The organism is Cytobacillus sp. Bva_UNVM-123 (assembly GCF_046351715.2).
GTDB lineage: Bacteria > Bacillota > Bacilli > Bacillales > Cytobacillaceae > Cytobacillus.
In genome coordinates this window covers 1,673,572-1,693,071 of the sequence record NZ_CM177772.1, presented here as the reverse complement: position 1 = coordinate 1,693,071, position 19,500 = coordinate 1,673,572, and the positions used below count along the sequence as shown (strand labels likewise).

Genomic DNA, 19,500 nt, shown 5'->3' with positions numbered 1-19,500 from the left:
CGCGGGCGGTCCGGGAGCCTCCTCGGCACTATCGCACCTGCGGGGTCTCCCTTGTCCCTTCCTCCCGCAGGAGTCTCGCACCTTCCGCTCCAATCAACAGGCTCAAAAATCAATATTTAGCTTTAATACAGACAATCATTAAAGTAAAATTGAAAAAGCATGACAACTCGTCATGCTTTTTCTCCTAGCTTTCTTCATTCATTTTTATCCATTTTGCCAACAGCTGTTTCAATTAGAAGGATATATCCATATCATTGAGTGGCCAATACCGTAAATTGACCTTTCCAACTACTTGATCGGCTGAAATAAAGCCGAATCTCCTACCATCCCAGCTTTTGAGACGATTATCACCTAGAACGAAGAGTTTACCTTCTGGAACTGTTTTCATCCCAGTTATCTCTTCTAACGTGAAGTCTTCAGTAATTTGCATGCCTAATGCTTCTTTTTTATATTTTTCAAGATAGGGCTCATCAACCTTTTCGCCGTTAATATAGAGCTCATCATTACGATATTCTATTTTGTCCCCTGGAAGACCAATGATTCTCTTTACAAAGTCTTCTTTTTTATTGTGATGAAAAACGATGACATCGAATCGGTGTAGCTCTCCGACTTGATAGCTCAATTTATTTACGATAAGTTTATTTCCATCTACAAGAGTTGGTTCCATTGATTCTCCTTGAACAACATAGTTCGAAAAGAAAAAAGTGCGGATGAAAATAAAAATAATCAAACCGATAACAAATGCCTTTATCCATTCAAATCCTTCTTTTTTCAATGCTTCCTTCATTGTCACTCCTCCGTTTACATTTACTATTTTTACTTAATTGTTTCTATCTTTTTCCACACTCATATTCATTTTTATTTCAATTCTCTTCCCTACATACCATAGGATGAAGATAATAAGGCCAACAATCGCTGTTCGAACTGGCTGTGTGATAAGTGCTTTAATATCATATCCTACAAAGCTCATCGTAAAAATCATAACCGCTTTTCCTGTTAATACAGCAAGTATATATTGAGCAATGCTAATTTTTGACAATCCTGCAACAATATTAACAACTGCTGAAGGTGTGAACGGAAAACATAGGAGAATAAATAATGGGCCAAAACCATGTTTTTCTACCCATACCATTAGTTTTTGAACTTGTAAGTTATTTTTTATTTTACCTAAAATTTTCTTTTGTCCATATTTACGAATTAATAAAAAAACTAACAATGCTCCGATCGTTGATCCTATCCAAGAAAACAAAAAGCCTAGCCATAGACCGAACGCATTTGCATTTGCCATTACAAATAGAAAGAGTGGCAGAAAAGGCAAAAAGGCCTCAATCAACGGCAACAAAATTCCTGGTATTGGTCCAAAGGAACGATATTTTTCAATTAATTCCATAATATGCTCAAGTGTAAACCAATCTTTAAAAAATTCGTAATCCATTTAAAATCTCCTCGTACATCACAGACGAATAGGCTCTTCTTTATAAAACCCGAATTAATCTATATCTTTGAAATGGTCAGTCCAGTTTATACGTCGCTGACCAAGGCGCTTGCGCTTTTCTTTATTGTACACCTATTTTGGATAAAAATAATTTATTTAGCAAGAAATTCGTGAATTGCTTGTTTATTTTTTTCAAAGTCAATGGCTAAGACCGCACCACTCCCATTAACTCTCTCATTACGATACGTTCCATCTACTGGTATTCTCAATGTTTCAATTTGACGATTTTTTTTAGAAATAAAATCTTTGCCTATATACAGTATATCCGTAGTGTCCATATTTGTATTAACAAAAGGTGTCATGACGCCCATTAATTTAGGCAGTTTCGCTACCGTTCCAAAATTCGTAAATTGTTTTGCAATTTCCTTCATCGTCTTTTGCTGACGTTCAACTCTTCCAAAATCTCCGACGGCATCATGTCGAAAACGGACATATCCAAGTAAATGCTTCCCATCAAGTCTTTGCAGTCCAGGTTCTAGTTTCACACCAATATAAGCAGACATTTCCTTTTCAACGTCAATTTCTATTCCTTTTGGAAATGCTTCATCTATTAAATTAACAAAGCCATCAAAATCAACAATCGAATAGTATTGCAGATCAATATCGAAATTTTCTTTAATTGTTTGTCTTAGTAATTCTGGTCCACCATAAGCAAATGCGGCATTTAGTTTATTTTTTCCATGACCAGGTATATCAACATACGTGTCTCGCATGAGCGACATTAATTTGTAAGTGCCTTTTTTAGGGTGATATTGTGCGATCATCATTGTATCTGACCTTGCTTTCTTCCCATGTGAATCATTACCGATTAATAGAATATTTGTTCCGCCAAATTGATCTTTATCACCGTTAAACTCATATTCCTCTTGTGCAACATTACTAGCTTTCTTTTCAGATTTCATAACTCCTTGTTTAAATTGAAAATAAGAATATCCAATTACCGCTAAAAACAAAAGAAAAAGGACTAAAACAAACTTTTTCAATATTCCCTTCTTCGGTTTCTTTTTATTTTGATATCGTCCAGATCTCATATTTAAGATTCCTTTCTTTACATACTCTGTTCAAAACCTTCAACTATATATGACTACTTATTGAATGAAAAAGTTTCTTTTATTTATATGGTATTTTCTGTATTTCTATTAAAAAACCGTAAGTCTATTAGACTCACGGTTTCTTGTTCTTATTAAATATTATATTTTATTGTAAATAATTAGTAAACCAGTCCTTAATATAATGGAGGCGGCTGATTCTTAAGTTTGGCTTTCCACTTCTAGAAAGTTCATGATTTGATTCAGGAAAACGAATAAACTTTGTTGTTTTCTTATTATGTTTTAAGGCAATAAATAATTGTTCTGCTTGCTCGATCGGACAGCGGTAATCTTTTTCACTATGAAGTATGAGAAGTGGTGTTTCCACATTTTCTACATAAGCAAGTGGTGAGTGCTTCCAAAGTGTTTCCATATTATTAAGCTTACTTTTAATTTGCCATTCGGTGAAAAAATAGCCAATATCACTTACACCATAAAAGCTAATCCAATTCGAGATGGAACGCTGAGTTACTGCTGCTTTAAAACGGTTCGTATGACCAACAATCCAATTCGTCATGAACCCACCATAGCTCCCACCTGTTACACCTAAACGATTTTCATCGATAAAATCATAATTCGCCAATGCATAATCGACTGCCTGCATGATATCTTCGTAATCTTTCCCTCCATAATCACCTCTAACGGCATCGACAAAATCTTGACCATAGCCGTGACTACCACGAGGGTTTATAAATAACACACCGAATCCCTGTGCCGCAAGGCATTGAAATTCATGGAAATAAGAATTTGCATACATCATATGTGGACCACCGTGAATTTCGATAATTAACGGATATTTTTCACCTTCTTGAACATTTACTGGCTTCATAATCCAGCCATGTAAATCCCATTCATCCGATGATTTGAATTGAAATGGCTCCGCCCTTGCAACAGCTGTTTCATTGAAAAATTGCTCATTTATATTTGTTAACTGAACTAATTCACCTGTTGGCACTGCGAGCAAAAATAAATCTCCTGGATTTGTTGGTGTACTAATGGCAGCAACTCCCCGATCTAATTTTCCACCAGTAGAAAATCCGTACACATGCTGATTATCCAATAAAGCGGGATACATTTCACCATCTATGGAGCCGTAATAAACAACTGTATTTCCATTATCAGTTGCTAAGAAATAAAAGCTACGGTTATCTTCCCCCCACAAAACACCTGGTGTAACTGTACCTTGCTGAAAATCTCCGATTGCATAGTCGCCAACAAGGAGATCGGAATCAGCCGTCATACACGTAAGCTGTTTCTCAAAAATATGATAAACCCAAAGTTTCGTAATGGTTGCATTTTCATATTCTCTTTCATGTCCAAACATACCTAGATAATGTCCGTCATGAGACCATGTTACATTTCCAAAGTTCCCAATTTCATTTGTAATATTTTCTAATTCTTTCGTTTCTAAATGAAATAGGTAGACATCATTTATAAAAGAAAAATCTTTGTCCTCACATAATTTAGCTGTAAGAGCAATCGTTTTTCCATTAGGAGACCAGCTCTGCAGCTGAAAATCATGCTCCCCTGATACTAGTAATTCCACTTCTTCCGTATCAAGATGAACGGTTGCTATTTGATTATACTTTCCATCCCAAAATCCAGAGGCATCAGATTTATACGTCATCTTATCCACTTCAAGCGGTTCTAAACTCTTTTCTTTTTCCTCCGTGCTTTTTTCTGCCTCTGTTAAGGCTTCATTTTTCTTTAAAGCCGTATTAAAGGCAATCATTGTTCCATCAGGTGACCAGACCGGATTTGACGCTCCATTTAGACACTCCGTCAATTGTCGAGCCTCTCCTCCACCTTTATTCAACACATAAATTTGGTTTTTTCCACTTCTATTAGAGACAAATGCCAATTTTTCTCCATCCGGTGACCAACGTGGCGTCATATTGCGATATTCACCAAACGTCCATTGAACAGGCTTTGTTTTTTCTTCAATGTTTATGTAGTACAAATTAGCTGCATATTTATTTTCCTTTTCAAGCATTGTCGTCTCAACGTATATGCAGTCTACACCATTTGCAGCAAGCTGTGGATCTGTTACTGATTTTAATTGATAAAGATCTTCCGCTTGTATTACTCTTTTTTTCGTCATCTTCATTCACCCTTTACTAAATTGACTCTCCCAATTTATTTCGACACTAGAAATAAATTCCCTTTCTTATCACAAAAATATTTTTATAAAAAATCACACAGTTAAATTTTTCCTAATATAATTGGCTTGCAAAAGAGATAATGCCAAGATAAAATAAGAACAGATGTTCTGTTTCTATGTAAAAAACGTTTATAGATTATTAATAGCTATATCTCTTAGTTTGCAATGAAAAATGTCTTTAATTTGAGAGGAGATGGAGGGTTTTGACGAAAATTCCTGAGAAGGATCGGAACATTATTGAACAGGCCATTTATTTACCAATGGTCATAACGGTTTTGAATCGGGATCTTATTGTCATTAGCAAAAGTCCTTTTAAACTTAAACAGCCCTATTTAAATTTAATTGATGAAACAATAAAAATGATTCAAATAGAGCTTACAGACGTAAAACGCTACATGAATAAAAATAAGCTGAAAGTACAGCAGCTAAGAACTGATGAGGCGTTTACGATGTTTTTATTTTTTTATAAGGGATATGAGGAACAGCATAACTACTTTAATCCCCGCCTCCGTAACAGAGTACAAGAGTTAATGGAGTTCTATTTATGTAAAAGGCAGCTTTTACAGCAGCAAAAGATATGTGCGAACAAACAAAATCATGAGTTTATTGCAGATTAGCAAGCTGTAAACCCCCACTTCAAGAAGTTGAGGAAACAATAATTTAAATGTGGGAGCAACAGCCCTTATGACAGAATGTTTTAATCAGGAGGAAAATACAGGACGCATGAGCACAAATAGCTCGACCTAATCAATACCTTTCTTAGCATAGGAGGTTATTCTTTCTATATGGTTAAAGTTTCTCCTGCCATTAATAAAATATAAGGCTTTTCTTTCTGATTCCTCAATTCTGCTAATTAAAGTATTCTTCAGCAATGCCGTTCTTAATAATTGATTATTAAAGGAATTAGAAGAAATCGGTATTGAAAGATGCTGATTGTTTTTAAAAACAACCTGTGTATTTTTTGCATCCGCTCGCTTATGATATTGAATATGCTCAAGTGAAATCCAAATGCATTTAGAGTTACTCGCTGAAGTTGTTGGAAAAAAGTAAATGAAGTTTGTGGGGTCGACTGTAATTGGTGCTTTGTGGGTAATACCTGTTAGCTGGGTGGTGCCTTCTTTTCGACCTTCATAGCTAGATCCAAAGAATTTACAGCTAGTTTTAATAATGTCAATAGGTTTGAATGGAGAAACAATAATATCCTCAAGCTCCCAAACTTGTGAATAAATCTTGCTCCCATATTGAATAGGCATAATAATCATTGTATTCGGGTTAATTTCATACTCCTCGATCAGTGGAGTCTTTATGGTATTACTCATCATCTCATCTCCCTTACAACTAATCTGCCACCTCATCATACCAAAAATTTGTCAAAACATTTCATTCTTTTCAAAAAGTTAATAATTTGTTCATAATTCAGTTTCTTTTGTAAATGGGCTGAAAATTTTAAAAATTTAGTTAATAATTGATTAAAACCCCATATAATAATAAAAAGCATTGGGGTGATTTTCGTGAATGAAAAATCATACACGGAGCTAATGAAAAAAAGTGCTATGAAAAAAAAGCGACGCAAAGAAGCATATGTATTAGAGCTTTATATTGATATACTGCTCTCTGAAATTTTAATGAATATAGAAAAAGAACAATTAATAAAAAAGATCGATGCGGCTATTGATGAAGGAAATAAACAAGTATTTATGGATTTATCCAAACAATACAAGGAATTAACGAGGCGTTACGGCACATAGAAGAGCGGGAGGACGTTCAAAACGTTCTCCCGCTCTCTTAGTAAGTATTAAAAAATAAATTTATTAAAAGGGCTCTGTTAAAAGACTATGTTGATTTATGCACTGTTGATTGGAGCGGAAATCAACAGCCGTGTTTAACAAAAGCTATTAAAAAATTATTTTGGTGAAAAAGAGCCTCCTACTCACTATACTTAGAACGATTCTTCACTTCATATTCCTCAAGTCTCGAAATGCGTTCAAGCATTGTTGGATGTCCATAACGAAATATTTTCACGAGGATAGGAGGATTCACTTGACTTAAACCCGCTCGAGTAAGCTCCTGAAATGTTTGAATTCCAGCACCTACATCGCTTGTCAACTCAATGGCATATTTATCAGCCCGTGATTCTTGATAGCGAGAAACAAAATTAGACAATGGACTGGAAATAAATAAGAGCATAGAAATAATAAGCAAAAATAACGGCAGCGAACGGATATCTTGAATAGCTCGAATCTTAAAAACCTCTCCCCACCTATGAATAACAAATTTCATTATTCGAGCTGTCAAATAAAGACCAACAAGGGAAAGCAGTAAATAACCAGCAATGCCAAAATAAATATGTTTTTCGACGTAATGTCCCATTTCATGGGCCATTATAAATAAAATCTGTTCTTCTGATAGTCGATTTAAGGTTGTATCCCAAAGAACAATTCTCGAGTTTGATCCAATTCCATTTACATAGGCGTTCAATGCATTAGTTTTTTCCGACATATTTACTTCGTACACATGCTCGGCAGGAATGTTGGCTTTATTAGCCAGATCTAAAATCTGGGCTTCAAGCTCTTTATTCTTCAAAGGATAAAAATCATTATACAATGGGTCGATCACAACCGGCTGTAAAAACATCATAAATAAAGTAAAAGGGATCGATAAGAACCATGCATAAAGCCACCAGCGCTTTTGACTTTTTTGAATAAGCCAATAAAGGACTGTAATGATCATTAACATTGTGCCATAATTAACCCAAAAATCGATTACTTCATCCTTCATCCAGCTCGTAAAGGACTGGGTCGAAATATTATATGCTTTTGAAAATGAATAGCTAATATAACTCAGTGGAAATGTCGCAATAAAAGCAAAAACGGAAAGCCAAATAAAATAAATAGCTGTTTGTAAAAACTTATATTTCGATGATTGAGCAGCCCATTTTTTTATAGTGTTTGAAAGACCAAGCAACAATATAAAAAGATAAAATAACCATTCAAATGGAGTGGATAAGAAAAACAATAAATTTCTAATCTTCGAATATTCCTCGCTAAGCATTAACTCTCTAGCATTTAGGAATGTCACGGGATCAGCACTTGTTCCCTCAAACTCGAATGATAAGCTCGTATCAGCAAAATAAAATAAATACCAATAAAAAAATAACCCATATAAACAATAGGCAATCACTCCGTAAAAGCCTATCTTTCTAGCCATTTATCTCTCCCCCTTTCGTACAACCCTTCAATAGTTAGTTTAGTTTAAAAATCTATATTTAGAACAATTTCTTATCGAAGAATCCGAATACAAATCTTGTAATAGTTTGTACCATTATTATAGCTTATTGCATTTAGAAAAAAATTAATAAAAAAAACGGATCAACATGGAAGTGAACCGAATTTTTTTAAATAATATTCTCTTCATAAGGGCTAAATTAATAAGGAATAAAGAGATAAAACAGCAATCGAACCCAACACGACAACAATTACATTTGCACCAAAATAAGCAGCCACTATAGCCACCACTGCACCTAATAATCCGAACCAAATATCTTCATTGATAAAAAAAACACCTGGGAAGATAAGCGCTCCTAAAGTGGCTGATGGAACATTTTTTAAAACACCTTGGAGAAATGAAGGCAATTCTACCCCTTTAAAAAGCACGAAAGGAAGCATCCTTGGAAGATATGTAGCAACACCCATTCCAATAATGAGCCAAATGATTTGATTACTCATTTTCTATTCTCCTTTGCTTGTTTTTCATTCCTTCAATTGCCTCAATAATTATGGAAGCCAAAAGGGTTGAGCATACGATGGACCAACCTGTGGAAAGGACATTTGTCAGTGTGAAAATTGTATTAAAACAGGCAGCAAGAACGGCTAAAAAAATTACTTTTGCACTTTTTTTCATTGAAGGAACTAATAGGCCGATAAACATAGCATACAGAGCTATAGACATACTTTCTTGTAAGATTTGCGGCAAACCTGCCCCAAGGAGAAAACCAAGTCCAGTAAAAACAACCCAGCTTAAATAAGAAATACCATTCAGCCCAAACATAAAACTTTTGCCAACTTCCCCATCTTTCATGGCTGCAACCGAAAATGATTCATCCGTTACACCAAAAGAATAAATAATTTTATACAAGAGATGATCTTCTTCACTTTTTTCATTAAGAACCGTGGACATTAGGAAATGCCTTATATTTACAATAAAAGTTGTTAAAATAATTTCGAAAGCCCCAGTTCCAAGTGAGATCAAGCTAAGCGAAATAAATTGAGAAGCTCCAGCAAAAACGATGATACTCATTAAAACAGCTTCACTAAATGAAAGACCTGTAGTCTTTGCAAGCAGCCCAAAAGTCATTGCTACTGGAGCATAGCCGATTGCAAGCGTAATTCCTGACTGTAGCCCCTTTTTAAATTCCGATTGTGTTTTGTTTACTGTTAGCTCTAACAATTCTTTCACCACCACAATAATTTCGAAAAATTCTTTTTAAAAATACGTTATAATAACTATAATGAATATTATAACATCTATATGTTATAATATATTATACAAATGTATGTTATAATAAACAATACCTTCGGAGGAAATAATGGAGAATATTCAAAAAAATATCGGCTCTAACTTAAGGAATATTCGTAAATCGAGAGGATACAGTCTTGACTCCACAGCCGAAATTACAGGAGTAAGCAAGGCAATGCTAGGACAAATTGAACGTGGGGAATCAAATCCAACCGTTACAACATTATGGAAAATTGCTAGTGGTCTCAAAATTCCTTTTTCATCCCTTATGTATGAAGAACCATCTGACATTTTACTCGTTGATTTAAAAACAATTTCTCCAATTGTCGAATGCAATGGAAATTATCGTGTCTATCCGATTTTTCCTTTTGATCCACGGAAAAAGTTTGAAATCTACACAGTAGAAATTGAACCGGGCTGCGAACATACTTCTGATAAGCATAATGAGGGAGTCGAAGAGCATCTTACTGTCATGTCTACAGGAACATTAGAAATGCAAATTGGCGAACAGTCTATCCTTATTCACTCAAAAAATTCAATTCGTTTTTTAGCAAATAAAATGCATACTTATAAAAATAATGGTGAAAAATTGCTGACATTCCAACTTGTCATGTATTATCCATAAAATATTCGAAGGCATATCACATTTTTCGTGATATGCCTTATTTTCGAACTGATTATATTAAAACAGCCTTATCACTGTTCATTTTTTCTCCACGAATACGCTGGAATTCAAGCAGAAGCTTATCAACTGTTAGCTTTTGTTTTTGCTCTTCATTCGCTTCAAAAATAAGCTGGCCTTTATCCATCATAATGAGCCTATTCCCTAAATCTAAAGCTTGTTGCATGTTATGTGTTACCATTAAAGTCGTGAGCTTATACGTTTCCACAATTTCTTTCGTCAATGCCGTAATTAGCTCAGCTCTTGCCGGGTCTAATGCCGCAGTATGCTCATCAAGAAGGAGAATTTTTGGTTCAGTAAAGGTTGCCATTAATAATGAAAGAGCTTGCCTTTCCCCACCAGATAGTAAACCGACTTTTGCCTGCAAACGATTTTCAAGTCCGAGATGAAGAGTCTCAAGCTTCTCTTGAAAGAAATTCCGTCTGTCCTTAGAAACACCTTTCTTTAGACCACGTGAAGTCGTTCTTGAATAAGCAATTGCAAGATTTTCCTCAATCGTCATTGCAGGAGCTGTTCCAGCCATCGGATCTTGAAAAACACGGCCAATTAATCTTGACCTTTTATGCTCCTTTACAAAGGTGACGTCATGATGATCAATTATTACTTGCCCTAAATCTGGGATCATCTTCCCAGAAATAAGATTCATTAATGTCGACTTTCCCGCCCCATTACTGCCGATCACGGTCATGAAATCTCCCGGCTTTAAATGGAGATTCATTTGTTGCAATGCAATTTTTTCATCTGGAGTACCTTCATTAAAGACTTTATGAATCTGTTTTAACTGTAGCAAGTGGTTCACCACCTTTCTCATATGCTTTTTGTGCTATTCTCCGCCTTTTACGCTGTTTTTCCCGTTGTTTTTCAATGATCTTAGGAAGAATAAGTGCGCAAACAACGATAAATGCTGTAATAAGCTTCATATCGCCTGTTTCGAGAAATTCAACACGCAAGGCTAATGTGACAATAATACGATAAAGGATCGCTCCACCGATTACAGCAAATGTTGCTCTTACAATCGATTTCGCACCAAAAATCGCTTCTCCGATAATAACGGATGCTAAGCCAATTATGATCATTCCGATCCCCATGCCAACATCACTGAATCCATTGTATTGTGCAATAAGAGCTCCTGAAAGAGCTACTAATGCATTTGATAAGCCAAGGCCAAGAATTTTTAATAAATCTGTATCTGCAGAAAAACTGCGGATCATCGTTTCATTATTCCCTGTTGCCCGAATCGCTAAGCCAATATCTGTTTTTAAGAATTGATCAATGACAAGTTTTACGAGAAAAGCAAGTATGAGCATAAGGATAAGAATTCCCCATGTTTTTGGTACAAAACCAGGAATCATGGCTTGTATTGCCTTGTCCAAACCAAGTCCTTGCCAAAATGCTGTTAATTTCGTAATCACCGTTTCTTCTGTTAAAAGTGGAACATTTGATTTCCCCATAATTCGTAAGTTAATTGAATATAAAGCGATCATCATTAGTATTCCGGACAGAAGAGGATTTATTTTTCCCTTCGTATGGAGGATCCCAGTTATACAGCCTGCCAAAAAACCGCAAACTAGAGCGATAAGAGTGGCAAGGAATGGATTAGTCCCGCCAACAATTAAAATAGCTGCTACTGCCGCTCCAGTAACGAAGCTTCCATCCACTGTTAAGTCAGGAAAATCTAAAATTCTAAATGAGAGATAAACTCCCAACGCCATTAAAGCATATATCGCCCCTGCTTCAATTGAACCAAAAATGGCTGTAGGCATATAACTCTTCCTTTCTAATGTGTAAAATTTTATTCAATGAATTCTGCAAGATTATTCCAGTCCTCTTTTAGATCTACATTCATTTCTGAAGCCGCTTTTTTATTAATTAGTAGCTTTAAGTTTTGTGGATATTGAACGGGAAGCTCTGCAGGCTGTTTTTCACCCTTTAAAATTTTGGCAGCCATGACGCCAGTTTCATAGCCAATATCACTATAGTCAAACCCATATGCAGCAAATCCGCCACGTTTTACAGAATCTAACTCGCCAACGAAAAGTGGAATGTCTTGATCGTTTGCAACTTGAATGACTGATTCTAGTGCTGATACAACTGTGTTATCCGTAATAACATAGAAAACATCAGCCTTCCCAATTAAAGATTCTGCAGATTGCTTCACTTCTGAAGATGTAGAAACTGTTGCCTCAGCAAGTTTTAAGCTCGTTCCTTTTAACGCCTCTTTTACAATATCAATTTGAGAAACCGAGTTTTGTTCACCAGAGTTATAAATAACTCCTACTGTTTTACCTGGAAAGTTATCATCGATAAACTTAACCATATTAGGAATCGCATCTGGGTGCATATCAGTCGTCCCAGTGATGTTACCACCTGGATTCTCCATTGAAGGTACTAGCTTTGCTCCAACAGGATCTGATACAGATGTAAAGACAATTGGAATATCCTTTGTTGCATTTAAAGCACCTAATGCACTTGGAGTTGAATTAGCAAAAATCAAATCTACTTTATCACCGACAAAATTCGTTGCAATCGTCTGGTTGTTATTTTGATCTCCTTGAGCAATTTGAATATCATATGTTACGTCAAGACCTTCATCTTCCAAAGCTTTCTTAAATCCATCGAGTGCCGCATCAAGTGAAGGATGCTCAACGATTTGCGTTACGCCAATTTTATAAGAGTTTCCAGAGCTTGTTTCTGAATTTTTACTTTCTCCTGCATTATTGCTTGCATTATCGGTCCCACAACCACTTAAGATTGCAACACCTATTAAACTAGTCGCCGCGAGGGCTTTGAATCTATTAATCATTTTTTCATCTCCTCATTTTTCACTCGAACGCTTTTATGCTTTTACGCTTTTATTCATTAAATTATAAGTCTAGTAAAGGATGGATTTCAAGTGATTTTTATTATTTTCAAAAAGTTTTCAACATTTCCTTTTTAAAAATGATCTTAATTAAGATCATTTTTCTATATAAAAAAAACCTGCATAGTTTACGCTTTGGAGATTCATCCACTAATTGGATCAATACTCTGCACGCATCCATACAGGCGATTTCAAATATGACAAACTTCATTTATTCTCCTTTAAAATTGGGCTTTCTCTTCTCTGCAAAAGCTGCAAGCGCCTCCGATCGATCCGCTGTTGGAATAATAACCTCATATGCTTTTCTTTCCATTTGCAAACCTGTTTGGAGGTCGACACCCATCCCGTGTTTAATGGCAAATTTCGCTTGTTGGATGGCAAGTGGTCCATTTGCTAGCATTTGTTGCGCAAGCTCAAGACTGGCATTTAGTAACTCGTTTTTTTCGATAACTCGATTTATCATCCCATATTCCGTTCCTTCTTCTGCTGTTAACCTTTTAGCAGTTAAAATTAATTCCAGCGCTTTCGCCTGTCCTATTAGTCTTGGCAAACGCTGTGTGCCACCCGCACCTGGAATGATCGCCAAGCTCGTTTCAGTTAGTCCTATTAAAGCTCCAGAGGCAGCTACACGAAAATCACATGCTAGCGCAAGCTCCATTCCTCCGCCAAATGCAAACCCATTTATTGCCGCTATCGTTGGTTGAGGCAACTGATCAATTAATGAAAACACTTCACCGATTTTATAAAGATTCCGTCGAACCTCTACATCGGTTAATGTCCTCCGCTCTTTTAAGTCTGCCCCTACACTAAATGCTTTTTCACCTGAACCAGTAAATATGACAACTCTTATTTCAGTGTCAGTGCGAATTTCTTCGACTACCTCCTGTAGCATAGTTAATGTTTCAAAGTTGAATGCATTCAACGCCTCAGGTCGGTTAATCATAATGATCGCTATATGCTCTTTTTTCTCAACAATAACTGAACTCATTTTTCTCCTCCTCATTGTTTTTGTAATTTAGCGCTTCCGCTTTTCTTTGTCTAGCTTCCGCTTTTCTTTTTCAATTCGCTATTTTTGCTAAAAAACCTTTTAATAAAAAAATCTTAGCTTCGCCATGTCCTTTTCGGCGAACGCTAAGATTTTCTTAATGGCTCTATTTTTTTACTGTAACACTTGTGCTTTTAAAGCTCTTCGTAAAATTTTCCCCGTCGTATTCTTCGGCAGTTCTTCTATAAATTCAATTGAGGATGGAATTTTATATTTTGCCAAATGCTCACTGCAATATTCAAGCAGCTTAGCTTCTGTTAATGCTTCGTTTTTCTTTACAACATAGCATTTAACCGCTTCCCCTACATTCGGATCTGGCACACCAATGACAGCAGCTTCTACAACATCCTCATGATCATATAGCACCTCTTCCACTTCTCTTGGGTACACATTATATCCACCAACAATGATTAATTCCTTTTTACGATCGACAATGTAAAAATAGCCTTCCTCATCCATTTTTGCTAAATCCCCTGTATAAAGCCACCCATCTTTAATTGTAGCCTGTGTTTCTTCAGGCATTTTATAATAGCCTTTCATCACGTTTGGTCCACGAACAATAAGTTCTCCAACCTCCCCAACAAGAACTTCTTCCCCAAGCTCGTTGACAACTTTGTTCTCAACATTCACGATCGATTGACCGATAGAGCCTGGTTTTCGAGGACGATCAAGCGGATTAAAGCAAGTAACTGGTGAAGCTTCTGAAAGTCCATATCCTTCAGAAATCAATACGTTAAACTTCTTTTCAAAGCCCTTTAATAATGCAACTGGCATTGATGAACCACCTGAAATGCAAAGTCTTAGTGAACCCAAATCGCCGCCATAGCCTTCTGCATATTGAAGCAGGAAATTGTACATTGTTGGTACACCCGCAAATACAGTTACTTCATATTTCTTCACAATTCTAAAAATTTCTTGCGGACTAAATTTTGGATCAATAATAATGGTGGCTCCATTCATAAGGGGCGCATTTAAGGCAACTGTTAAACAAAAAACATGAAACATTGGAAGTGTTGTAATAACTCGATCACTTTCATTCATATGCAAATAGTCACTAATATCCTTCGCATTACTGAATAAATTTTTATGTGTTAACATTGCACCTTTTGGTTTTCCTGTTGTACCTGAAGTATAAAGAATAATGGCTACATCATTCTCATCGGTTTCCGCTTCTTTAAACTGTAAATCACCAGCTGCTAAGACATCTGAAAACGATTTCATTTTAGAAGATACTGATAAGCTTTCAAGATTAACATTTGCTCGATTTCCTTGAGGTGTTTCGCAAATAATATAGTTCTCAACTTTAGGCAATACATGATGTACTTTCTCAGCCAATGGCAAGAGGAGATCAAGCATAACAACTGTTTTCACATCACCGTTATTAATAATGTAGCCGATTTCATCAGGCGTATATATCGGATTGATCGGAATGACCGTTGCGCCAAGACGAAGTGCTCCATATAAGCTAATAACAAAATGTGGTGAATTTCCTAACAGTAATGCAATATGATCCCCTTTTTTTACCCCTATTTCTGCTAGCCCCGCTGCAAATTTCGTTACTGCCCCATCAAGTTCAGCATATGTACTCGACTGGTCCATAAAGTAATATGCTTGTTTTTCTCCCATTTTTTTTGCTGTTTCATGAAGTTGTTCAGTTAATTTCATTTCCCCTTCCCCCTTTAATGAATGAATAATCATTCATTTTTAATAAAAAATTTTCTAAATATATTATATTGAAAGAAAGTTATGTATTCAAGGAAAAAAAACACTTTGCCATATTTTTTACAAAAATAACCGAACGGCCTATTCCGTTCGGTTCACTGATTAATGTATATATTCATCTCCAACTAAAATAGTTGAGATTGCCTCTGTTGGAATGACAAATTCTATTACTCCCATATAACCAGGGGCAACTTCATATTTGTCGAAAGAAATAACAAGTTTACCTTCATTATTAATATAGAAATTTTGATCTTTTTTAATCGTTTCAAACAATTCTACTAAGTTTTCATCTTCAAGCCCAGCGTCAGCAACCCAATAAGTTTTGCCGGCGTCGATATCTTTCACTTCTTCTCGCATTTGTTCTTTAATATTCTCGCTTATAACAGTAACATAACGATCATCTTTAAAGAGCATTGGTAAGCTTAATAAGATCTCTTTTTTCTTGTCAATCGTATCATATGTCATCGTTGTTGAAGATGAACCAACCGTGTTTACAACATATCGAGCAATTGACAAAATTTGGTCATTATCTGTTTTTATTTCATAGCCACTATCAACGCCAAGATGTCCGTCAACTCCGTCCTTATCCATTTCCTCGATATCCTTCATAAAACCTTCATATAACTCTTTACCTTCTTTTAAATACTTTTCATTTAAACTATTTGCAAGCTGCTCATTTTCCAAATCCTTAATAGCTGGTACTTTTATATTTGCTTCATATTTATCGTCTTTTTCAACATTAAATTCAGTAAATGTAAGTACCTTTACAACACTGCCGACTAAAGGTACATCTGCAAGTGCTTTAGCCATTGCCGGACTTGTATTAATTCCGACTGTAAAAATAACAGCTGCTGCTGCAACTCCTGAAAACCATTTATAATTATTTTTTTTCTTTCTTTTGCCTGTCTTCAAAGCTCTTTCGACAACAAAGTCTAACTCATCTGGAATTGGAATATTATTATAATCATTCTTTATTTTTTCGATTTTTTTATCCATGTTATTTTACCTCCGCAAAATGCTCGTCTTGCATTTCAATTCGCAAAATTTTCAATGCCTTGTATAAGCGTGTTTTAATCGTATTCGTATTTTCTTCTAGGACAGCAGCAACTTCTTCAATTTTCAAGTCTTCAAAATACCGTAATACAATAATATTGCGATATTCAGGAGGAAGCTGCTCTATCGCTCGCTCCAAATCAAGATTATCGTAATGATCTTCTTTTCCTTGACTAATAAATTCCATCGTTTCTGCGTCGATAATATGAACCCGCTTATGTTTCCGTAAAAAATCCAAAGATGTATTGACAACAATTCTGTAAAACCAGCTTTTGAGCATCTTCTCATCTTGGAGTGTATGGAAAGAGACCATCGCTTTATGAATTGAATCCTGAACAATATCTAATGCATCTTCTTTATTTTTTACATAGCTGAAAGCAAGGCGATAAAAATTTTCTTTATTTCCTCTAACAAAATCGACAAATACCTCTTCATTAAATTTCTTCAACTTTTTCATCCCGCAAAAAGGCTCCTTTTTTGCTTATTATTTGTATACAGTATATAGACGCATAAGCAATAATAAAAAGTTTTTGTTTTTTCAACACAAGCGACTGGTTTTACGATCTTTTGTTCAATTTTCAGTAAGTTAACCATCCAAAATATATACCTGAAACATAGGAAAGAGCGTTTCTTAAGTAGAAACGCTCTCATAGCTTAATATATTAAATTTAAAAAATCCTCTTTCGTAATGTTTCCAAAATAATATTTAATATCAACATCTTTGAGGGCTTTTTCTATTTCTGCCTTTTCATAACGTAAACCGATAAGCTTGTCTTCAATTTCATTCACATCGCCAACTCCAAAAAAGTCGCCGTATATTTTACAATTATCAATTGTGCCTTTATCTACCTCTAGACGAATATCAATTTGACCGACTGGAAAACGATGAGAGTGCTGTAAATTAAATTTTGGAGATTTCCCATAATTCCAATCCCAATTTCGATATCTTTCTTCCGAGAGTTGATGAATTTTTTGCCAATCTTCATCTGTAAGTTTATATTCCTGCACTTTATTCTTGCCACCAAAAATATACTCTAGTAAAAGCATCCGAAACTCTTTAATCGAAATTTTTTCCTGTAGAAACTCTGAAATATTAGCGACACGGCTACGAATTGATTTAATCCCCTTTGATTCTATTTTATCCTTTTTTACTTTTAAAGCTGAAACAACACTATCAATTTCAGAATCAAACAGTAAAGTGCCGTGGCTAAACATTCTGCCTTTTGTTGAAAATTGTGCATTACCAGATATTTTTCTTCCTTCCGCTGTAATATCATTGCGCCCGCTCAATTCAGCATGAACACCAAGCTTCTTTAAAGCTTCAATAACAGGCTCCGTAAATTTCAAGAAATTATGAAAGCTTTCTCCATCATCTTTCGTAATGAAGCTGAAGTTTAAATTTCCTAAATCATGATAAACTGCTCCACCACCTGATAGCCTGCGAACGACATGAATGCCATTTTCATCCACATATTCTGTATTTATTTCTTCAATTGTATTCTGGTTTTTCCCAATAATAATGGATGGTTCATTTATGTAAAATAACAAATAAGTTTCATTAATATCTAAATTTTTCAAAGCATATTCTTCGATAGCTAAATTAATTCTCGGATCTGTTATTCCTTTATTATCGATAAATAACATCTTTTTTCCCCCTATAAGGTAATTGAATGCTTGAAGGCTGCTAAAGAAATTGGACCATGATAAATTTTTGCTGCTTCGCCCTTTAAATCTTCAAAATTTCCCCACTGCGGCAAATGAGTGAGCATAAGATTTTTTACATTTGCTTTTTTAGCTAAGGTTCCTGCATCATAGCTCGTCATATGCCCTGCATTTTTTCCATCTTGATTCCCATAAAAATTACACTCACATAGTAATAAATCTACCCCTCTACAAAAAGGAATGAATGCTTCTTTATATGATGTATCAGCTGTATAGACAAGAGTTTTACCACCCGCCTCTATTTTCATAGCATAGCAAGGAACAGGATGTTCCGTCTGTAGAAATTGTATCGTATATGGACCTATTATTAAAGGCTTGTCGGGTTTATAAGTAACTCCGTTTGTAATATTTTTATATGTAAGCTTTGAAAATTCATATTCATCCTCATCATGACCATATATCGATAAACATTCCATTTCTTTCCCTAAATAACCTAAAATAAGTCGGGCATGCTGTAACACCCCAATATCTGCGATATGATCTGGATGGTAATGTGAAAGAATGACCGCATGGATTTGTTCTGGTTGTATTAATTTTTGCATTTGTGCAAGTACACCACTCCCAAAATCAATAAGCAAGTTAAATCCGTCATGTTGAAGCAAATAACCTGAACTTGCTTCCCCAACCTTCGGAAACCCTCCCCAACATCCAATGACTGTTAACTTCAACTATTCTCCCCCTATTCATACTTAACCTGTCTTTAATATACCCGATTAAGCCCATTTTTTCATTTTTTTCATTTTTTGTCCCGCAACAGATATTGACACTACATATCTGTTATAATACAATACAATAAAATCAAATAAATTTATTAACAATAACTAGGAGGCTTCACAATGATTCAAAACATTTTAGAATTCTTTAGAAATTTGCCAGCGAAGCAATGTGTAGAGTGTGGGAAGCCAATCGACGAACAGCATGAATGCTATGGTAATAAATGTGATCACTGTTTAGATGTGAAAGATATATAATAGTAGGAAAAGCGTTAGCGCCTTGGTAAGCGACGTACGAACTAGACTGACCCCGACGAGATAAAGGAAACACGACGAGTAAAGATATGATCGCAGGCTAAGATCGCCACGTCCTGTGGCAACACCTGCGCTAGCACATCCTGTGCGTCGCAATGTTGACTTATCGTAGGGGGGGGAAGGCAGACT

Annotated in this window: 21 protein-coding genes; 4 read left to right on the top strand and 17 right to left on the bottom strand. The window is 35.5% G+C overall.

Annotated elements, in window-relative coordinates; genetic code table 11:
• Positions 1-232 precede the first annotated feature (232 nt).
• The 4 genes from lepB to KDN24_RS08240 all read right to left on the bottom strand — a co-directional run bounded on the left by lepB (position 233) and on the right by KDN24_RS08240 (position 4,684).
• Entirely contained in the window at positions 233-787 is a 555-nt protein-coding gene (gene lepB, locus KDN24_RS08255) for a signal peptidase I (RefSeq protein WP_409974391.1), read from the bottom strand.
• 33 nt (positions 788-820) lie between these two features.
• The gene (locus tag KDN24_RS08250; RefSeq protein WP_409974390.1) at positions 821-1,435 is read right to left on the bottom strand and encodes a TVP38/TMEM64 family protein; all 615 of its coding nucleotides are present in this window, start codon (positions 1,433-1,435) and stop codon (positions 821-823) included.
• A 152-nt stretch (positions 1,436-1,587) separates the two neighbouring features.
• Complete coding sequence (locus tag KDN24_RS08245) at positions 1,588-2,526, bottom strand: LCP family protein (RefSeq protein ID WP_409974389.1); 939 nt, start codon at positions 2,524-2,526, stop codon at positions 1,588-1,590.
• A 166-nt stretch (positions 2,527-2,692) separates the two neighbouring features.
• Positions 2,693-4,684 carry a S9 family peptidase gene (locus KDN24_RS08240; protein WP_409974388.1) on the bottom strand — a complete coding sequence of 664 codons (1,992 nt, stop codon included), beginning with the start codon at positions 4,682-4,684 and terminating at the stop codon, positions 2,693-2,695.
• A gap of 263 nt (positions 4,685-4,947) precedes the next feature.
• Between KDN24_RS08240 and KDN24_RS08235 the strand changes: the two genes are divergently transcribed.
• Positions 4,948-5,361 (top strand): YhjD family protein, encoded by a 414-nt coding sequence (locus KDN24_RS08235; RefSeq protein WP_409974387.1) that lies wholly within the window; start codon positions 4,948-4,950, stop codon positions 5,359-5,361.
• Positions 5,362-5,487: 126 nt separating this feature from the next.
• Here the strand turns inward: KDN24_RS08235 and KDN24_RS08230 are convergent, their stop codons facing one another.
• Positions 5,488-6,063: a competence protein ComK gene (locus tag KDN24_RS08230; RefSeq protein WP_409974386.1), complete on the bottom strand. Its 576-nt coding sequence runs from the start codon at positions 6,061-6,063 to the stop codon at positions 5,488-5,490.
• 192 nt (positions 6,064-6,255) lie between these two features.
• Here KDN24_RS08230 and KDN24_RS08225 point away from each other — a divergent pair, with 192 nt between their 5' ends.
• Entirely contained in the window at positions 6,256-6,492 is a 237-nt protein-coding gene (locus tag KDN24_RS08225; RefSeq protein WP_491348373.1) for an IDEAL domain-containing protein, read from the top strand.
• Positions 6,493-6,670: 178 nt separating this feature from the next.
• Here the strand turns inward: KDN24_RS08225 and KDN24_RS08220 are convergent, their stop codons facing one another.
• From KDN24_RS08220 to KDN24_RS08210, 3 genes are all read right to left on the bottom strand, one after another.
• On the bottom strand, positions 6,671-7,951 hold the full coding sequence (locus KDN24_RS08220) for a M48 family metallopeptidase (RefSeq protein ID WP_409974384.1): 1,281 nt from the start codon (positions 7,949-7,951) through the stop codon (positions 6,671-6,673).
• Between the two features lie 212 nt (positions 7,952-8,163).
• On the bottom strand, positions 8,164-8,469 hold the full coding sequence (locus KDN24_RS08215) for a branched-chain amino acid transport AzlD family protein (RefSeq protein ID WP_409974383.1): 306 nt from the start codon (positions 8,467-8,469) through the stop codon (positions 8,164-8,166).
• Positions 8,462-9,190, bottom strand: a complete 729-nt coding sequence (locus tag KDN24_RS08210; RefSeq protein WP_409974382.1) for an AzlC family ABC transporter permease — start codon at positions 9,188-9,190, stop codon at positions 8,462-8,464. The genes KDN24_RS08215 and KDN24_RS08210 overlap by 8 nt, the downstream gene beginning before the upstream one ends.
• Before the next feature lie 139 nt (positions 9,191-9,329).
• Here KDN24_RS08210 and KDN24_RS08205 point away from each other — a divergent pair, with 139 nt between their 5' ends.
• Positions 9,330-9,884: a helix-turn-helix domain-containing protein gene (locus tag KDN24_RS08205; protein ID WP_409974381.1), complete on the top strand. Its 555-nt coding sequence runs from the start codon at positions 9,330-9,332 to the stop codon at positions 9,882-9,884.
• A gap of 52 nt (positions 9,885-9,936) precedes the next feature.
• On the opposite strand, the gene KDN24_RS08200 is transcribed toward KDN24_RS08205, so the two are convergent.
• The 9 genes from KDN24_RS08200 to KDN24_RS08160 form a co-directional block, all read right to left on the bottom strand.
• Positions 9,937-10,731 (bottom strand): ABC transporter ATP-binding protein, encoded by a 795-nt coding sequence (locus KDN24_RS08200; protein ID WP_409974380.1) that lies wholly within the window; start codon positions 10,729-10,731, stop codon positions 9,937-9,939.
• Positions 10,706-11,704 carry an ABC transporter permease gene (locus tag KDN24_RS08195; protein ID WP_409974379.1) on the bottom strand — a complete coding sequence of 333 codons (999 nt, stop codon included), beginning with the start codon at positions 11,702-11,704 and terminating at the stop codon, positions 10,706-10,708. The genes KDN24_RS08200 and KDN24_RS08195 overlap by 26 nt, the downstream gene beginning before the upstream one ends.
• Positions 11,705-11,733: 29 nt before the next feature.
• A complete protein-coding gene (locus KDN24_RS08190; protein WP_409974378.1) occupies positions 11,734-12,744 on the bottom strand; it encodes an ABC transporter substrate-binding protein in 1,011 nt (336 codons plus the stop codon).
• A 268-nt stretch (positions 12,745-13,012) separates the two neighbouring features.
• Positions 13,013-13,789, bottom strand: a complete 777-nt coding sequence (locus KDN24_RS08185) for an enoyl-CoA hydratase-related protein (protein ID WP_409974377.1) — start codon at positions 13,787-13,789, stop codon at positions 13,013-13,015.
• A 171-nt stretch (positions 13,790-13,960) separates the two neighbouring features.
• Positions 13,961-15,511 (bottom strand): fatty acid--CoA ligase family protein, encoded by a 1,551-nt coding sequence (locus tag KDN24_RS08180; protein ID WP_409974376.1) that lies wholly within the window; start codon positions 15,509-15,511, stop codon positions 13,961-13,963.
• A gap of 159 nt (positions 15,512-15,670) precedes the next feature.
• Complete coding sequence (gene rsiV, locus KDN24_RS08175; protein ID WP_409974375.1) at positions 15,671-16,564, bottom strand: anti-sigma-V factor RsiV; 894 nt, start codon at positions 16,562-16,564, stop codon at positions 15,671-15,673.
• A 1-nt stretch (position 16,565) separates the two neighbouring features.
• Positions 16,566-17,078 (bottom strand): RNA polymerase sigma factor SigV, encoded by a 513-nt coding sequence (sigV, locus tag KDN24_RS08170; RefSeq protein ID WP_409974374.1) that lies wholly within the window; start codon positions 17,076-17,078, stop codon positions 16,566-16,568.
• A gap of 197 nt (positions 17,079-17,275) precedes the next feature.
• The gene (gene lplA / locus KDN24_RS08165; RefSeq protein ID WP_491348372.1) at positions 17,276-18,265 is read right to left on the bottom strand and encodes a lipoate--protein ligase; all 990 of its coding nucleotides are present in this window, start codon (positions 18,263-18,265) and stop codon (positions 17,276-17,278) included.
• Positions 18,266-18,276: 11 nt separating this feature from the next.
• On the bottom strand, positions 18,277-19,011 hold the full coding sequence (locus KDN24_RS08160) for an MBL fold metallo-hydrolase (protein WP_409974372.1): 735 nt from the start codon (positions 19,009-19,011) through the stop codon (positions 18,277-18,279).
• Positions 19,012-19,179: 168 nt separating this feature from the next.
• On the opposite strand from KDN24_RS08160, the gene yhfH reads away from it, so the two are divergent.
• Positions 19,180-19,314: a protein YhfH gene (gene yhfH / locus KDN24_RS08155; RefSeq protein WP_409974371.1), complete on the top strand. Its 135-nt coding sequence runs from the start codon at positions 19,180-19,182 to the stop codon at positions 19,312-19,314.
• Positions 19,315-19,500 lie beyond the last annotated feature (186 nt).

What these genes read in the sequence shown, in the direction of transcription:
- KDN24_RS08240 (WP_409974388.1), bottom strand. Translation starts at nt 4,684, where the DNA reads ATGACGAAAAAAAGAGTAATACAAGCGGAAGATCTTTATCAATTAAAA.
- KDN24_RS08245 (WP_409974389.1), bottom strand. Translation starts at nt 2,526, where the DNA reads ATGAGATCTGGACGATATCAAAATAAAAAGAAACCGAAGAAGGGAATA.
- KDN24_RS08195 (WP_409974379.1), bottom strand. Translation starts at nt 11,704, where the DNA reads ATGCCTACAGCCATTTTTGGTTCAATTGAAGCAGGGGCGATATATGCT.
- lepB (WP_409974391.1), bottom strand. Translation starts at nt 787, where the DNA reads ATGAAGGAAGCATTGAAAAAAGAAGGATTTGAATGGATAAAGGCATTT.
- lplA (WP_491348372.1), bottom strand. Translation starts at nt 18,265, where the DNA reads ATGTTATTTATCGATAATAAAGGAATAACAGATCCGAGAATTAATTTA.
- KDN24_RS08190 (WP_409974378.1), bottom strand. Translation starts at nt 12,744, where the DNA reads ATGATTAATAGATTCAAAGCCCTCGCGGCGACTAGTTTAATAGGTGTT.
- KDN24_RS08205 (WP_409974381.1), top strand. Translation starts at nt 9,330, where the DNA reads ATGGAGAATATTCAAAAAAATATCGGCTCTAACTTAAGGAATATTCGT.
- KDN24_RS08185 (WP_409974377.1), bottom strand. Translation starts at nt 13,789, where the DNA reads ATGAGTTCAGTTATTGTTGAGAAAAAAGAGCATATAGCGATCATTATG.
- KDN24_RS08250 (WP_409974390.1), bottom strand. Translation starts at nt 1,435, where the DNA reads ATGGATTACGAATTTTTTAAAGATTGGTTTACACTTGAGCATATTATG.
- sigV (WP_409974374.1), bottom strand. Translation starts at nt 17,078, where the DNA reads ATGAAAAAGTTGAAGAAATTTAATGAAGAGGTATTTGTCGATTTTGTT.
- KDN24_RS08215 (WP_409974383.1), bottom strand. Translation starts at nt 8,469, where the DNA reads ATGAGTAATCAAATCATTTGGCTCATTATTGGAATGGGTGTTGCTACA.
- yhfH (WP_409974371.1), top strand. Translation starts at nt 19,180, where the DNA reads ATGATTCAAAACATTTTAGAATTCTTTAGAAATTTGCCAGCGAAGCAA.
- KDN24_RS08180 (WP_409974376.1), bottom strand. Translation starts at nt 15,511, where the DNA reads ATGAAATTAACTGAACAACTTCATGAAACAGCAAAAAAAATGGGAGAA.
- KDN24_RS08220 (WP_409974384.1), bottom strand. Translation starts at nt 7,951, where the DNA reads ATGGCTAGAAAGATAGGCTTTTACGGAGTGATTGCCTATTGTTTATAT.
- rsiV (WP_409974375.1), bottom strand. Translation starts at nt 16,564, where the DNA reads ATGGATAAAAAAATCGAAAAAATAAAGAATGATTATAATAATATTCCA.
- KDN24_RS08230 (WP_409974386.1), bottom strand. Translation starts at nt 6,063, where the DNA reads ATGAGTAATACCATAAAGACTCCACTGATCGAGGAGTATGAAATTAAC.